This window comes from Streptomyces sp. NBC_01451 (genome assembly GCF_036227485.1).
GTDB lineage: Bacteria > Actinomycetota > Actinomycetes > Streptomycetales > Streptomycetaceae > Streptomyces.
Genome location: NZ_CP109479.1, coordinates 9,137,373 through 9,152,267, shown reverse-complemented (window position 1 = coordinate 9,152,267; position 14,895 = coordinate 9,137,373). Strand labels below are relative to the sequence as shown.

The 14,895-nt window shown below is 70.9% G+C and carries 12 protein-coding genes; 4 read left to right on the top strand and 8 right to left on the bottom strand.

What is annotated here, in order from left to right:
* Position 1 precedes the first annotated feature (1 nt).
* Positions 2-1,498, bottom strand: a complete 1,497-nt coding sequence (locus OG595_RS40390) for a DNA-binding protein NsdB (protein ID WP_329281038.1) — start codon at positions 1,496-1,498, stop codon at positions 2-4.
* Between the two features lie 233 nt (positions 1,499-1,731).
* On the opposite strand from OG595_RS40390, the gene OG595_RS40385 reads away from it, so the two are divergent.
* Both OG595_RS40385 and OG595_RS40380 read left to right on the top strand, forming a co-directional pair.
* Positions 1,732-2,877: an aminoglycoside phosphotransferase family protein gene (locus tag OG595_RS40385; protein WP_329281037.1), complete on the top strand. Its 1,146-nt coding sequence runs from the start codon at positions 1,732-1,734 to the stop codon at positions 2,875-2,877.
* Between the two features lie 219 nt (positions 2,878-3,096).
* Complete coding sequence (locus OG595_RS40380) at positions 3,097-5,076, top strand: N-acetylmuramoyl-L-alanine amidase (RefSeq protein ID WP_329281035.1); 1,980 nt, start codon at positions 3,097-3,099, stop codon at positions 5,074-5,076.
* Between the two features lie 74 nt (positions 5,077-5,150).
* On the opposite strand, the gene OG595_RS40375 is transcribed toward OG595_RS40380, so the two are convergent.
* The 7 genes from OG595_RS40375 to OG595_RS40345 all read right to left on the bottom strand — a co-directional run bounded on the left by OG595_RS40375 (position 5,151) and on the right by OG595_RS40345 (position 10,734).
* Complete coding sequence (locus tag OG595_RS40375; RefSeq protein WP_327692867.1) at positions 5,151-5,648, bottom strand: hypothetical protein; 498 nt, start codon at positions 5,646-5,648, stop codon at positions 5,151-5,153.
* A gap of 63 nt (positions 5,649-5,711) precedes the next feature.
* Positions 5,712-6,323, bottom strand: coding sequence for a CGNR zinc finger domain-containing protein (locus tag OG595_RS40370; protein WP_329281029.1), 612 nt, complete (start codon positions 6,321-6,323; stop codon positions 5,712-5,714).
* A gap of 103 nt (positions 6,324-6,426) precedes the next feature.
* A complete protein-coding gene (locus OG595_RS40365) occupies positions 6,427-6,669 on the bottom strand; it encodes a DUF397 domain-containing protein (RefSeq protein ID WP_329281027.1) in 243 nt (80 codons plus the stop codon).
* Positions 6,670-6,752: 83 nt separating this feature from the next.
* Positions 6,753-7,919, bottom strand: a complete 1,167-nt coding sequence (locus tag OG595_RS40360; RefSeq protein WP_329281026.1) for a thiolase domain-containing protein — start codon at positions 7,917-7,919, stop codon at positions 6,753-6,755.
* Entirely contained in the window at positions 7,909-8,967 is a 1,059-nt protein-coding gene (locus OG595_RS40355; RefSeq protein WP_329281024.1) for a thiolase domain-containing protein, read from the bottom strand. The genes OG595_RS40360 and OG595_RS40355 overlap by 11 nt, the downstream gene beginning before the upstream one ends.
* Positions 8,964-9,911 carry a Zn-ribbon domain-containing OB-fold protein gene (locus tag OG595_RS40350; protein WP_329281022.1) on the bottom strand — a complete coding sequence of 316 codons (948 nt, stop codon included), beginning with the start codon at positions 9,909-9,911 and terminating at the stop codon, positions 8,964-8,966. The genes OG595_RS40355 and OG595_RS40350 overlap by 4 nt, the downstream gene beginning before the upstream one ends.
* Positions 9,912-9,933: 22 nt before the next feature.
* Positions 9,934-10,734, bottom strand: coding sequence for a crotonase/enoyl-CoA hydratase family protein (locus OG595_RS40345; protein ID WP_329281020.1), 801 nt, complete (start codon positions 10,732-10,734; stop codon positions 9,934-9,936).
* Positions 10,735-10,928: 194 nt separating this feature from the next.
* On the opposite strand from OG595_RS40345, the gene OG595_RS40340 reads away from it, so the two are divergent.
* Both OG595_RS40340 and OG595_RS40335 read left to right on the top strand, forming a co-directional pair.
* Complete coding sequence (locus tag OG595_RS40340) at positions 10,929-12,548, top strand: acyl-CoA synthetase (protein ID WP_329281018.1); 1,620 nt, start codon at positions 10,929-10,931, stop codon at positions 12,546-12,548.
* A gap of 174 nt (positions 12,549-12,722) precedes the next feature.
* The gene (locus OG595_RS40335) at positions 12,723-14,762 is read left to right on the top strand and encodes a sulfatase (protein ID WP_329281016.1); all 2,040 of its coding nucleotides are present in this window, start codon (positions 12,723-12,725) and stop codon (positions 14,760-14,762) included.
* The last annotated feature ends 133 nt before the right edge of the window (positions 14,763-14,895 follow it).

The window sequence follows — 14,895 nt, the reverse complement described above, 5'->3', positions numbered from 1 at the left end:
CTCATACCCGTGCGTTGGTGCCGTTCCTTCCCTTCACCTGCTTCGGCAGCGACAGTTTGATCTCCTCGCGGAGTTCGTTGACCTTCGGATAGCTGGAGTACTCGGCGGTGAGCCGGTACATCTCGCGCAGCCGGTCCCAGGTGCGGTGGGACGAGTTCGAGCCCATCGACACCAGGGCCAACCGCGCGTATCCGGCGGCCTGTTCGGGGTCGTCCGCGATGAAGCAGGCGGAGGCCATGGACAGGAAGTCGAAGATCTTCGACCGCTGGCGGCCGTCGACCCTCAGTTCCAGGGCCTTCTCGGCGTAGTACTGGGCCTGCACCGCCGCGGCCGGTTCGTGCTCGGCCAGGGTGCGGTAGGCCAGCGCCTGCATGCCGTACAGGTCCTCCGCCTTGAACATCTGCATCCAGCTGGGCGGCGGCACATCACCCTTGTCGGAGACGAAGAGATCCTCCGCCTGCCCGAGGGTGCGGCGCATCGCCTGTCCACGCCCCATCGACGCCTGCGCCCAGGCCTCGACGGTGTACAGCATGGCCCGGGTTCGGGGCAGGGTCTCGTCGCCCGAGCCGGAGTTGGCGAGCTTCATCAGGTCGAGCGCGTCGTCGGGCCGGCCCAGGTGCACCATCTGGCGGGCCGCCCGGGAGAGCGCCTCCCCGGCACGCGGCCGGTCGCCGCCCTCCCGGGCCGCGTGGGCGGCGATGACGAAGTACTTCTGGGCCGTGGGTTCCAGGCCGACGTCGTGCGACATCCAGCCGGCGAGGACGGCGAGGTTGGCGGCGACGCCCCACAGGCGCTGCTGGATGGGATCGGGGTGCCGGTAGGCGAGCATGCCGCCCACTTCGTTGAGCTGACCCACCACCGCCTTGCGCTGGAGCCCGCCGCCGCGGGCCGCGTCCCACTTCCGGAACACCTCGACCGCGGTTTCCAGTTCCTCGATCTCCTGCCACCCGATGGGGGCGGCCTCGTACCGGTCGAAACCGGCGGGATCGGCGTGCAGGGGATCGTCGAGATCGGGAGCGTCGGCGGAGAGAGTCGGGTCGGTGTGCAGCCAGTCGTGCATGGCACTACTGAGTGCGGAGCCTGCGGTGAGCGCGACGCCCGCACCCACCAAGCCGCGTCGGTTGAGCATGAGGTCCATTCCCGTGAATTCGGTGAGGACCGCGGCAGTCCGTCCGGGCGCCCACGGCACACCGTCGGGAGCTTCCGCACTCCCGGCGCCCGGCCGTTTCCCCACACGCCCATGCCGGACCAGACCTAAGTCCTCTATGGTCACGACACGGCCGAGACGCTCGGTGAACAGGGCAGCCAGTACGCGTGGCACCGGATCACGCGGGATCTCTCCCGTGTCGATCCACCGACGCACCCGCGAGGTGTCGGTCGCCAGCTGGGGGTGGCCCATGGCCGCCGCCTGCCGGTTGACCAGCCGCGCGAGTTCGCCCTTGGACCAGCCGGCCAGGCCGAACAGGTCCGTAAGACGAGTGTTGGGTTGTCCGCTCACGTCAAGCCCCCAGGTTCTCGGCTGAGTTGACAGTAACCGTCTGTCAGTTGCTGAGCGACTATTCGCCAGGGTTCGCCAGGGTTCGCCAGATGGTGTGCCACTGGTCGACGGGTGTCAGGTAGGAACGCGCCACCCCGACCCGGTCACCGAGGAACACTCCCCAGGGTGCACCTGGGAGGCCGGGCCGGGTAGCGCATGACCGCCGTCGGCACACGAAGGGATCTGTTTCTCCCATGTACGCAGCATCGTCCTCCGTGTCCGCCCCACCACGGCTCCTGCACCCCCGTCCGGGTGGCAGCGGCCCCTACCTCGACCCCGCACGACCGGGGGCTCCCGTACTCGGCGCCGGTGCAGGCCGGGCACGCCGGCTGCCGGGGATCGGCACGCAGCCGCTCAGCGGCAGACTCGACCTGTCCGGCCCCCAGGGCGCCCAACTGCGCACGGCCATCGCGTCGGTGCACCGGATCTGCCCGGAGTTCGCCCCGGTGCAGGTGCTGCGCCGCAGCGGACGCTCCGTGCTCCTGGTAGGGACGACAGGACGCAGCACGGCCGTCGCGAAGTGTTTACTGGACCACTCCCCCGCGTGGGCCGAACGCATCCGGCACGAAATAGCCGCTTACCGCTCGTTCGTACGGCACCGCCCGCCGGTGCGGGTGCCCCGGCTGATCGCGGCGGACCCGGACAACTGCACACTGGTCATCGAGCGGATGCCGGGCCGGGTCGCGGCCCTCCAGAGGCATCCGGCCGAGGCGCCGCCGCGAGCCGACATCAGGGCGGCGCTCGGCGCGATCTGCCGGCTCAACGCCTGGCGTCCGCCGGCTGGCACGTTCGACGCCCCGCTGGACTACGCGGCGCGCATCTCCCGGTTCCACGAGCTGGGGCTGCTCACCGACCGGGACATGGGCGACCTCCAGAAGCTGGTGCACGGCATCGCGCACTCGGCGGGCCGCCAGGGCATGGGCCAGTTCTGCCACGGCGACGCACTCCTGTCCAACATCCTCCTCTCACCGGCCGGTCCAGTGCTGGTGGACTGGGAGCACGCGGGCTGGTATCTGCCGGGGTACGACCTGGCGACGCTGTGGGCGGTCCTGGGTGACGCGCCGGTGGCCCGACGACAGATCAGCCAACTCGCGCAGACGGCGGGGCCGGCGGCCCGGGACGCGTTCCTGGTGAACCTGATGCTGGTACTGACACGCGAGATCCGTACGTATGAACTGGCCGTGCAGCGTTCGATGCACGAGACGACCCCGGCGGCACCGGGACCGGCCCATCCGGGTGCTGCGCCGTCCGGCGAGGAACAGCGGCTGCTGCTGAGGCGGCTGCACGACGACTGCCAGCTGGCCCGACGGGCCGTGCGAGCGGCGGTCGGCACTCGCTGACGGGGACGAGGGCCCGCGATGCGCCTGGACAACGGCGCGGCGCGGGCCTTCGCCATGTCTGCGAACGGGCCGCCACGAAAGTTCCCGTACCGCTCTTGACAAGGGAAGTCTCCGGTCTCCGGGCATGATTGACGGACCGTCGGGCAGCCGAGCCACTAATGTGCGTACCGGCCCCGCCGGCCCGCCGCTCCCCCCACCCGCCAGACCCCGGAGGCCGCATTGCGAGGACACGCCACCGCCCCCTCCCGCCCCACCGATCCCGGGCACAGACGCCTGCGCAGATCCGCCGGCGCACTCGCTTCGGCGGCGCTCCTGCTGCCGCTGCTCGGCGCGGCCCCGGCCGACAGCGGCACGTCCGCCACCCGGCTGCAACGCGCCTTCGGCACGGCGGCGGACCAGTACCACGTGCCGCAGAGCCTCCTGCTCGCCGTCTCCTATCTCCAGTCCCGCTGGGACACGCACGCCGGGGCGCCCAGCGTCACCGGCGGCTACGGCCCGATGCATCTCACCGACGCCCGTACCGCCCTCGCGAACGCCCCGCACCACAGCGAGGGCTCTGAGGACGCGCGGGGCGACGGCGCCCGGCCGGCCCTGCACCCCACCTCCGAGGTGCCGACGCAGGCCGAACTCCCTCCCCGTCTGCGGACGTTGACGAAGGCGGCCGAGCTGACCGGCCTGCCCGCCGAGCGACTCCGCACCGATCCCGCCGCCAACGTGGCCGGCGGTGCAGCGCTGCTGGCCGCCGCCCAGCGGGACCTGGCCGAGCCGCTGAGCTCCGACCCGGCGGACTGGTACGGGGCGGTGGCCCGCTTCTCCGGCGCCGACGACACCGCGACGGCGGCGGCGTACGCCGCTGACGTGTACGACGTGCTGCGCACCGGCGAGGAGCGCACGACCGACGAGGGACAGCTGGTCGCCCTCGCCGCGCACCCCGAACTGGCCCCCGACACCGCCCAGTTGAAGCGGACCGGGCTGCGGAAGGTGTCCGCGGCGGGCACCGAGTGCCCGGCGACGGTGTCCTGCGAGTGGATTCCGGCGCCGTACGAGGAGTTCGGCGAGGGCGACTACGGCAACCACGACCTGGGCGACCGGCCGGCCGGCCAGAGCATCCGGTACATCGTCGTCCATGACACCGAGGGCGCCTGGGACGGCGTACTGACCATGGTCCAGGACCCGACCTATGTGTCCTGGAACTACACACTGCGCTCGACGGACGGGCACATCGCGCAGCACGTGAAGGCGAAGGACGTGGCCTGGCACGCGGGCAACTGGTACGTCAACGCCAAGTCGATCGGGCTGGAGCACGAGGGGTTCCTGGCGAACCCGGACGCCTGGTACACGGAGGCGATGTACCGGGCGTCCGCCCGGCTGGTGAAGTACCTGGCGGCCAAGTACGGCATCCCGCTGGACCGGCAGCACATCCTCGGCCACGACAACGTGCCCGGTCCGACCACCTCGACGGTTTCCGGGATGCACACCGACCCGGGCCCGTACTGGGACTGGCAGCACTACTTCACGCTGCTGGGCCACCCCTTCGAGCGCACCGCCCACCTGCGGGGCGACAGCCCGGTGGTGACGATCCGGCCGGACTACGCGTCGAACCGGCCGACGTACACCGGCTGTGTCACGTCGGGCCAGACTTGCGCGGCGCACGGTTCGAGCGAGGTACGGCTGTACTCGCAGCCGGACACCGCGTCGGCGCTGGTCAAGGACATCGGTACGCATCCCCCGGGCGGCGTCTCGTCGATCGGCGTCAACGACGTCGGGGCGCGGGCGTCCACCGGCCAGCAGTACGCCGTCGCCGAGCGCAGGGGCGACTGGACGGCGATCTGGTATCTGGGCCAGAAGGCCTGGTTCCAGAACCCGGCCGCGAACCCGACGGCGGTGAGTGCCGTCGGCGCGGTCGTGACACCGAAGGACGGCCTGACGGAGATCCCGGTGTACGGGAGGGCGTACCCGGAGGCTTCGGCCTATCCGGCGGGCGTGCCCGCCCAGGCGGTCTCGCCGCTGCCGTACAAGCTGCCCGCGGGCCAGAAGTACGTGGCCGGGGAGAAGGTGCCGGGCGAGTACTACTACGCCGTCACCTTCGACACGGCCTCGCACCGGGTGGTGGTCGGCAAGGATCAGTACTACGAGATCCAGTTCGGCCACCGGGTGGCGTTCGTCCGGGCGGCGGACGTACGGGTCACGCTGTCCTGAGCCGTCGACGACAGAAGTGGGGGCCGGTTCTCGCCGCGCGGCGGAAACCGGCCCCTGCCAGTGCCGGTGTCACTTCAGGCGGTCTGGAAGAGCTCCGCGGGCAGCGGCTTCAGCAGCGCGTACAGATCGTCCGTGATCGGACGGTCCCATGCTGCGATGGTCACCAGGACGTTGTCGCTGCGGTCGAACTGCACGCAGGCGATCCGGCTCTCGGAGAGCTTGAGGCGGCGCACGATCAGGAGGTTGTCGCCCTGCATCACCGGGACGTCCTCGGTGCCGACGACGGTGACCTCCTCCTCGTTCTCCAGGGCCACCAGCAGCTGGGCCACCTCGAACGGGACCTCGTCCTCGGCGACATCACGGGCCGGGGAGCCCTCGGGCAGGTTGCCGATGACCATCGCGGGGCCTCGGCCGCCGAACAGGTCGTAGCGCAGGAACACGCCCTGGCAGCTGCCATCGGGGGCGGGCAGCAGGCCCGCGCCGAGATTGCCGGGCCAGTCGCCCGGATCCATGGCGAGCACATCGAAGTCGGGGCCCGCGGGAGTGGCGCTGCGGCGGCGGAGGAACGACATACAGCCATGGTACGTGTCCGGCCGGGCCTCTCGTCCCGCGGGCGTGGCACACGCACACAGGCCCTAGCCGGACTGCTTGTGCCGCTCGTGGTGGCGGGCGACGCGGGCCCGGTTCCCGCAGGCGGGCCTGCACCACTCCTGGCGCGGATGCTCCTTGAGGAAGTAGCGCACACAGCGCGGAGCGTGGCAGGCCCGCAGGCGTTCCCGGTCCGCACCGGCGAGAAAGCCGACGGCGGCACGCGCGAGTACGGCCACGACCTCCCCCTCACCCCGGACGCCCTGGTGACGTACGACGGGTTCGGCGTCGTCGGCCCAGTCGAGCACGGGGACGGTGGGCGTGCGGGCGGCGGCCTCGTTGAGCCGGCGCAGCGCCTCGGCCAGGGGCAGCAGCCGGGTCGCGTCGGCCGGGCTCGGTTCCCCGGGCCGCACCGCGCGGGCGAAGAGGGTCCGTACGGCGGCGCGCAGCTCTCGTACGGCGGCCAGTTCCGCCTCGTCGGCGACGAAGCCGTCCGTGCCGGGCAGGGCGTCGCGGTGGGCGCGGACCCAGGTGGTGAGGCCGGCGGTGTCGGTGAGGTCGTCGGCGATGCCGCCGTCGCCGTCGTGGCGGACGGTGAGGGCGAGGTCGAGGGCAAGCCGCGCGTCGCTCGTGATGTCGCTGGTGATCGGGTCCCGCATGAGGCTAATGGTAATCCCCGAGGCATCCATTAGCACCGCAGGGGCGGCCCCGCCTTCCGCCGGGCAGCCCCTGTCGCGGCCCCACCTCAAGGTCGACGCGGTCTCAGGTCAGGTCGAACTCCCCTTCCCGTGCCCCCGAAACGAACGCGCCCCACTCCGCGGGCGTGAAGATCAGGGAAGGGCTGTGCGCGCGGCCACTGTTGCGCATCGCGATGAACCCCTCGACAAAAGCGATCTGGACATCCCCTCGCCCGCTGCTGCTGGACTGCCAGTCGGCGTTGCTGAGGTCCAGCTCCGGCTTGTCCCAGCCCGCGAGCGGGTGCTCCTGGATCGTGCTCTCGGCCACGTCCGTGCTCCTCCCGGTTACGTCGTCCGCCGTCAGCCTAGCCATCGGTTCCTGCCGCCGACAGGCCACGTGAGGGGGACGCTTCAGGAGGTGGGCGGTTCGCTGCCGACGAGCCACATCGAAAAGAACTGCGAGCCACCGCCGTAGGCGTGCCCGAGGACCCTGCGGGCCCCGTCCACCTGGTGTTCTCCGGCCAGCCCGCGCACCTGAAGGGCTGCTTCCGCGAAGCGGATCATGCCGGAGGCGCCGATCGGATTGGTCGACAGAACACCGCCCGACATGTTGACGGGCAGATCACCGTCGAGCTCGGTGACCCCCGCTTCGGTGAGCTTCCAGCCCTCGCCCTCGGCGGCGAAGCCGAGGTTCTCCAGCCACATGGGTTCGTACCAGGAGAACGGGACGTACATCTCGACGGCGTCGATGTCCCTGCGCGGGTCGGCGATCCCGGCCTGCCGGTACACGTCGGCCGCGCAGTCCTGGCCCGCCTTCGGCGAAACGGCGTCCTTGCCCGCGAAGAGCGTGGGTTCGCTGCGCATCGCGCCGCCGTGCAGCCAGGCGGGCGGGCGAGGTGCGCGTCCGGCGCCGGCACGGTCGGTGAGGATCATCGCGACGGCGCCGTCGGAGGAGGGGCAGGTCTCGGAGTAGCGGATCGGGTCCCACAGCATGGGCGAGGCCTGGACCTTCTCCAGCGTGATGTCGTGCTCGTGCAGATGCGCGTACGGGTTCAGAAGCGCGTTGCGCCGGTCCTTGTACGCGACCAGCGAGCCGACCGTGTCGGGGGCGCCGCTGCGCCGCATGTACGCGCGCACGTGCGGGGCGAAGAAGCCGCCGGCGCCGGCCAGCAGCGGCTGCTGGAAGGGGATCGGCAGGGAGAGTCCCCACATGGCGTTCGACTCGGACTGTTTCTCGTAGGCCAGGGTGAGGACGGTGGCGTGGACGCGGGACCTGACGAGGTTCGTGGCGACCAGGGCCGTGGATCCGCCGACCGAGCCTGCCGTGTGCACGCGCAGCATCGGTTTGCCGACCGCGCCGAGCGCGTCGGCGAGATACAGCTCGGGCATCATGACGCCCTCGAAGAAGTCGGGCGCCTTGCCGATGACGACGGCGTCGATGTCGGCCCACGTCAACTCGGCGTCAGTCAGGGCACGTTGGGCTGCCTCCCGCACCAACCCGGCCATGGACACGTCCCGGCGGGCGGCGACGTGCTTGGTCTGGCCGATCCCGACGACCGCCACGGGTTCACTGGACATGACGGGGCTCCCCTTCGAGTACGGCGACCAGGTTCTGCTGGAGACAGGGCCCGGAGGTGGCGTGGGCGAGGGCCCGGTCGGACTCGCCCCGGTGGATACGAGCGGCGGCCTCGCCGATGCGGACGAGCCCGGCGGCCATGATCGGGTTGGCGGCGAGGGCACCGCCGGAGGGGTTCACACGGACGTCGTCGCCCAGCCGGAGGGCCTTTCTGAGGACCACCTCCTGCGAGGTGAACGGCGCGTGCAACTCGGCGGTGTCCACAGGCCGTTCGAAGGCGCCGGCCTTCTCGGCGGCGAGCCGCGTCGAGGGCGAGTCGGTCAGTTCGCGGACGCCGAGCGAGTGTGCCTCGATGCGGTGGTCGATGCCCCGGATCCAGGCGGGCCGCTCGCACAGTTCCCGGGCGCGGTCACCGGCCGCGAGGATCACGGCGGCGGCCCCGTCGCCGATCGGCGGACAGTCGCCGGTACGCAGCGGATGCACGACGTACTCCCCGTGCGGCACCGAACCCCGCAGCTGGGCATGAGAGTTGGCCTGCGCGTCCGCCCGGCTCCGGGCGGCGACGGCGGCGAGCGCCGGCTCGTCGGTGTAACCCTCGTCGATGAGTGCCTGCGCCTGGAGCGCGGCGAGTGCCACGGAGTCCGGCCACAGGGGGGCCACGTAGTACGGGTCGAGCTGCCGGGTCAGGACGTCCCGCACCGAGCCTGGCGAGGACTTGCCGTACGCGTAGACGAGTGCCGTGTCGGTGTCGCCGGTGAGCAGTTTGGTCCACGCCTCGTACAGCGCCCACGCCCCGTCCATCTCCACGTGCGACTCGGAGATCGGCGGCCAGGCGCCCACACCGTCGAGCGCGAGGGTGAAGGAGAAGGCGCGGCCGGCGAGGTAGTCGGAGGAGCCGGAGCAGGTGAAGCCGATGTCGCTGGTCTTCAGGCCGGTCCGGTCGAGCACCTCGTGCAGCACCGGCATGAGCATCTCGACTTCGGAGAGCTCGTCGCTGGTGCGCCGGTGATCGGTCTGTGCGAAGGCGACGACGGCGATCTCGCGTGTCACAGCGACTCCTTGTACGTCTCGTAGTCCGCGTCGGGCTCGCCGGTGGGCCGGTAGTGGTCGGGATAGCGGCCCCCTTCCGTCCACACCGGCTCCACCCGCAGTCCCATACGGACCTGGTCGTAGGGGATGCCGCCGATCCGGCCGTGCAGGGCGAGGTCAGCGCCGTCGAGGGCGATGTGCGCGTAGACGTAGGGCACTTCGATGTCGAGGTTGCGCGCCTTGATGTTGACGATGCAGAAGGTGGTGACCGTGCCCCCGGGCCCCACCTCGACCTGCTCGGCCGTGGCGACACCGCAGGTGGGGCACGCGCCCCTGGGCGGGACGTACACCTTCCGGCAGGCCGGGCAGCGCTCGCCGACGATCCGCCGCTCGGCGAGGGCGTTGATGTAGTCGGTCTGCGCGCGGCCGGGCGAGTAGGTGTAGTCGAGGCGGGCCGAGGCGACGATGCCGGTCACCATGGACTCGAACCGCCCGTCGTGGTCGGCCGCTTCACCGCCGATCACGCTGTCGTCGGGCTCGAAGCAGGCGATGTCCGTGATCGCGCCCGTGCGCTCCGCCGCCCAGCGGATCCGGACCCGCATGCCGCTGTGGACGGCGTCGGGGCCGGGAGCGTCGAGCGCGTGCAGCAGGGCCGTGTCGGCGCCGTCGAGCCGGACCAGGACCCAGGCGAAGGGCGTGCCGAGGGGCTGGCCGCGGCGCGGGGCGTGGTTCCAGGCCCAGGTGGTGACGGTGCCGGTGGGGGCGACCTGTACGAGGTCGCGTATCTCGTCGGCGGTCACCGGGTCGTACTCGACGGGCGGGACGAGGGTGCGGCCGTCCGTGGTGCGGACACCGAGGACGACCTGTTCTCGCAGGCCGGTCAGGAAGGCGCTCTGGACGGGACCCAGGGAGCGGGTGAAGGGGAATTCGACGACCAGGGGGGCTTTGAGGACTTCGGTGGTCATCCCGGGGTGCTCCTTCGCGGGGTCAGGCCCGCCGGTAGACGGGCGGGCGCTTCTCGGCGAAGGCACGGGTGCCTTCCTTGGCGTCGGCGGTGTCGAAGACGGGCCAGCCGCGCTTGAGTTCGGCGGCCAGGCCCTCGGTCTCGGTCATCTCGGCGGTCTCGTAGACGGAGGCCTTGACGGCCTCCACGGCGAGCGGGCCGCAGGCGTTGATGCGTTCGGCGATCTCCAGGGCCTTGTCCAGGGCGGTTCCGTCGGGGACGACGTGTCCGATCAGGCCGATGGCGGCGGCCTCCTGGGCGCTGTACGGGCGTGCGGTGAGCAGCATTTCCAGGGCGTGGGTGCGCGGGATCTGCCGTTGGAGGCGGACCGTGGAGCCGCCGATCGGGAAGAGTCCCCGCTTGACCTCGAAGAGTCCGAAGGTCGCCGACTCGCCCGCGACCCGGATGTCGGTGCCCTGGATGATCTCGGTGCCGCCGGCGACGCAGTACCCCTCGATCGCGGATATCACCGGTTTGCGGGGGCGGTGGTGGCGGAGCATCGCCTTCCAGTGCAGGTCCGGGTCGGCCTTGAGCCGGTGGCGGTACTCCTCTCCCTCCAGACCGCTCCCGGCCAGGGCTTTCAGGTCCATCCCGGCGCAGAAGGCGCCCCCGGCCCCGGTGAGCACGATCGAGCGGACGGCGTCGTCCGCGTCCGCCTCGACCCAGCCGTCGTACAGCCCGACGAGCATCGGCAGCGAGAGCGCGTTCTTGGCTTCCGGCCGGTTGAGTGTGAGCACCAGTGTGGCGTTCTCACGCCGAACGGTCAGGTGTTCCGTGCCACCCATCGCCCATCTCCCCTCTGAAAGAACGAGAACAGGTGAAAGAACGAGAACAGGTTGCAGGAGCGGAGGAAGCACTTCAAGGGTTTTCTGACAGGTAGTCAGATTTCTTCGGCGCCGCCCCTTCACAGTTGCCGCGCCCTTTGCTCTGATGACGGCGAGCCGACAACCGCCAGGGATGCCCAGGGTCAGGAGGAGCGGTGGAGTACAACCTTGCCGACCTGTTCGAGTCGGTCGTGGACGTGGTGCCGGACCGTGCGGCACTCGTGTACCTCGACCATCCCGGTACGGGCGCGGAACGCCGCCTGACCTACGCGGAGTTGGATGCCGCCGCCAACCGGGTCGCCCATCATCTGATCGACAGCGGGATACGCCCGGGCGAGCATCTGGGCCTGCATCTCTACAACGGGGTCGAGTACCTCCAGACGGTGCTTGGGTGCCTGAAGGCACGGGTCGTGCCCGTCAACGTCAACTACCGCTATGTGGAAGAGGAGTTGGTGTACCTCTACCAGGACGCCGCCCTCGCCGCCCTGGTGTTCGACGCGGAGTTCACCGAGCGGGTGGCGGCGGCACGGCCGCGGGCCACGGCGTTGCGGCACCTGATCCGCGTGGGCGAACCGGAGCCGGGCTCGCCCGAGCTGGAGGCAGTGCCCTTCGCCGAGGCGGAGGCCGCCGGGTCCCCGGAGCGGGGCTTCCCGGCCCGCTCGGGCGACGACCAGTTCATCATCTACACCGGCGGCACCACCGGCATGCCCAAGGGCGTGATGTGGCGCCAGGAGGACCTGTTCTTCGCCGGCCTGGGCGGTGGCGCCCCCACCGGCGAGCCGGTCAAGTCCCCGCAGGAGCTGGCGGAGCGGGTCGCGGCCGGCGGCGAGGGAATCACCTTCTTCCCCACTCCCCCGCTGATGCACGGCACCTCGACCCTGACCGCCTTCATCGGCTTCAACTTCGGCCAGCGGGTGGTGATCCACCGCAAGTTCACCGCCGAGGACGTGCTGCGCACGATCGAGAGGGAGAAGGTCACCAGCGTGTCCCTGGTGGGCGACGCGATGCTGCGTCCACTGATCGACGCCCTCAACGGGCCCATGAAGGGCACGGACTGCTCGGCCCTGTTCAGCGTCTCGTCGTCCGGCGCGATCATGTCGGAGACGGTCCGCGCCGAGTTCCAGGCCCTGGTCCCGAACGTGATGCTGCTGAACAACTTCGGGTCGTCGGAGTCCGGCTTCAACGGTACGGCGACCGCGGACTCGGGCCCCGAGCGCGGCTTCCGTATCCGCGTCAACTTCCGGACCCAGGTGGTGGATCCGGCCACCCACGAGCCGGTGGCGGCGGGCGAGGTGGGCCGGATCGCCCAGTGCGGCAACGTACCGCTCGGCTACTACAACGACCCGCGGAAGACGGCGGACACCTTCTTCGAGAGGGACGGCGAGCGGTGGGTGCTGCTCGGCGACATGGCGACGGTCGACGAGGAGGGCGTCGTGACCGTCCTCGGCCGGGGTTCCCAGTGCATCAACACCGGCGGCGAGAAAGTGTATCCGGAGGAGGTCGAGCAGGCGCTCAAGTCCCATCCGGACGTGTACGACGCACTCGTGGCCGGTGTCCCGGACCCGAGGTGGGGAAACCATGTGGCGGCGGTGGTGCAGTTGCGCACGGGGGCGCCACGGCCCTCGCTGGAGGACGTCCAGTCCTACTGCCGTAGGCATCTGGCCGGTTACAAGATCCCCCGGCAGCTGGTGATCACCGAGACGATACAGCGGTCGCCCAGCGGCAAGGCGGACTACCGGTGGGCCCAGGAGGTGGCGGTCGGGGCGGACCGGTAGGCGGGGCCGCGACCTGCCGGTGGGCCGGACGGGGGACGACGGGCGTACTCTGTGCGCGCGGTTGACCCGGGTGTTTGAACGGAGGGTGACGCAGGGCCGTACGCGAGGTCGGCGGTCCTGCCCTGCGGGCCCGGTCCGCCGTGCCATCAGCGGATTCGCACGGAAGGACCCCGGGTGTCGCACCACACGCCCCCTCGTCAACTGCCGGAGACGAACGCGGACGCACCGGACCGGACCCCGCCCGAGGAGGCCTCGGCCGCTCCCGCGGTGAACGACTCCGAAGCGGGCGTCCCGGCGGCCGTGGAGCCGGCGGACGAGGAGGCGGCCGGCGCGACGGACGAAGCGACCGGGCCGACGACGACCGTGGAGACGCAAGCGCCGGACGCACGCCCTTCGGCGGCGGACACGGCCGGCGGCACGGAGGACGGGAAGACACCCGACCAGGCTGTCGTCCCCCACGAGGCCTCCGGCAACGACGGATCCGCCGACGCGGCGGCCTCCGATTCCACGTCCACCGACGAACCCGACCCGAGCGTCGCCGCCTCCTCCGCTGCCGCCCGCCCCGGCTGGTTCGGCTGGCGCCGTCGTTTCCCCCGCGCCGCACGGGCCGTGCGGGTGGGCACGAGCGTTCTGGCCGGTGCGATGGTGCTCGGCGTGCTCCTCATGCCCAACCGCCTCGACCGGATCACCCCGCAGTCGTTCCTCCGCCTGCCCGTGGAGGCGATCTTCCTCGCTGCCGTGCTGCTCGTACTGCCGTCGAGGGCACGGCGGATCGCGGCCGTCGTCCTGGGGGCGTTCCTCGGGCTGTCCACCGTCCTGAAGTGCCTCGACATGGGCTTCTACCAGACCCTGGCCCGGCCGTTCGACCTGGTCTTCGACTGGATTCTGCTGAGCAACGCGGTGGACTTCCTCAAGGACTCGCTCGGTCGCTCGGGCGAGGTGCTCGCGGTGATCGGCGTGATCGTCCTGCTGATCGCCGTTCTCGTGCTGAGCGCGCTCGCGATGGTGCGGCTGGCGGACCTGATGGCCCGGCACCGCCCCGTGGCCGTGCGCGGCACGCTGGTCCTCGGCACCGCGTGGATCGTCTGCTTCACCATGGGCGTGCAGCCTGGCGGCGTGACGATCGCCACCAAGGGCTACTCCCAGTACCTCTCCAACAAGGTGCAGTACGTCCGCGAAGGCCTCGGGGACGCCGAGGTCTTCGAGAAGCAGCTGCACGTCGACGCCTTCGCCGACACCCCGTCCGACCAGCTGCTGACCGGGCTGCGCGGCAAGGACGTGCTGTTCACCTTCGTCGAGAGCTACGGCCGGGTGGCGATCGACGATCCGGCGATGGCACCGGAGATCGACGCGACGCTCAAGGACGGCGACGCCAGGCTCAAGTCAGCCGGGTTCGCGGCGCGCAGCGGCTGGCTCACGTCACCCGTGACGGGCGCCGGCAGCTGGCTCGCCCACACGACGTTCCTGTCCGGTCTGTGGATCAAGAACCAGCAGCGGTACCGGACAGTGACCACCAGTGACCGCGCCACCCTCACCAGCTACTTCCAGAAGACCGGCGCCTGGCGCACGGTCGGCATCGTCCCCGGCGTGCGGAAGTCCTGGCCCGAGGGCAAGTACTTCGGCCTCGACAACATCTACGACTCCACGCACCTCGGCTACCAGGGTCCGTACTTCAGCTGGACGCCCGTGCCGGACCAGTTCAGCCTGGAGGCCTTCCAGAAGCTGGAACACGGCAAGAAGGACCGCGACCCGATCATGGCGGAGATCATCCTGGCCTCCAGCCACAACCCCTGGTCCCCCATCGCGCACATGATCGACTGGGACGACCTCGGGGACGGTTCGGTCTTCAACAAGATCAAGGCGGAGGGCACGAACCCCACCGAGGTCTGGAAGAGCGCCAAGCGCGTGCGGACCGAGTACCGCAAGGCCATCCAGTACTCCCTGGACAGCCTGGTCCAGTGGGTCCAGCGCTACGGCGACGACAACACCGTCCTCGTCCTCCTCGGCGACCACCAGCCCGTCCCGACGGTCACGGGCGGCACCACCAACAAGGACGTGCCCATCACGATCGTCGCCCGCGACCCGAAGGTGCTGGACCGCGTCGCCGACTGGGGCTGGACGGACGGACTCAAGCCCGCGGCCAACGCCCCGGAGTGGGGCATGGACAAGTTCCGGGACCGCTTCATGACGGCGTACGGGCCGGAGAAGAAGTAGCGCGGTCCGTGCCGGGGACGGCTCACCGTCCGCGGCAAGGTCCGCCCCGGTGCCGCCGCCGAGCTGCGGGACGCGGGGGTCGGCGGGGAAAACACCAGGTCAGGTGCCGTTGTCAGTGGTCGGTTCTAGTGTG

Excerpts from the sequence above, each read along its gene's own strand:
- OG595_RS40350 (WP_329281022.1), bottom strand. The coding sequence starts at position 9,911 with ATGACCACCGAAGTCCTCAAAGCCCCCCTGGTCGTCGAATTCCCCTTC.
- OG595_RS40385 (WP_329281037.1), top strand. The coding sequence starts at position 1,732 with ATGTACGCAGCATCGTCCTCCGTGTCCGCCCCACCACGGCTCCTGCAC.
- OG595_RS40345 (WP_329281020.1), bottom strand. The coding sequence starts at position 10,734 with ATGGGTGGCACGGAACACCTGACCGTTCGGCGTGAGAACGCCACACTG.
- OG595_RS40370 (WP_329281029.1), bottom strand. The coding sequence starts at position 6,323 with ATGCGGGACCCGATCACCAGCGACATCACGAGCGACGCGCGGCTTGCC.
- OG595_RS40360 (WP_329281026.1), bottom strand. The coding sequence starts at position 7,919 with ATGTCCAGTGAACCCGTGGCGGTCGTCGGGATCGGCCAGACCAAGCAC.
- OG595_RS40375 (WP_327692867.1), bottom strand. The coding sequence starts at position 5,648 with ATGTCGTTCCTCCGCCGCCGCAGCGCCACTCCCGCGGGCCCCGACTTC.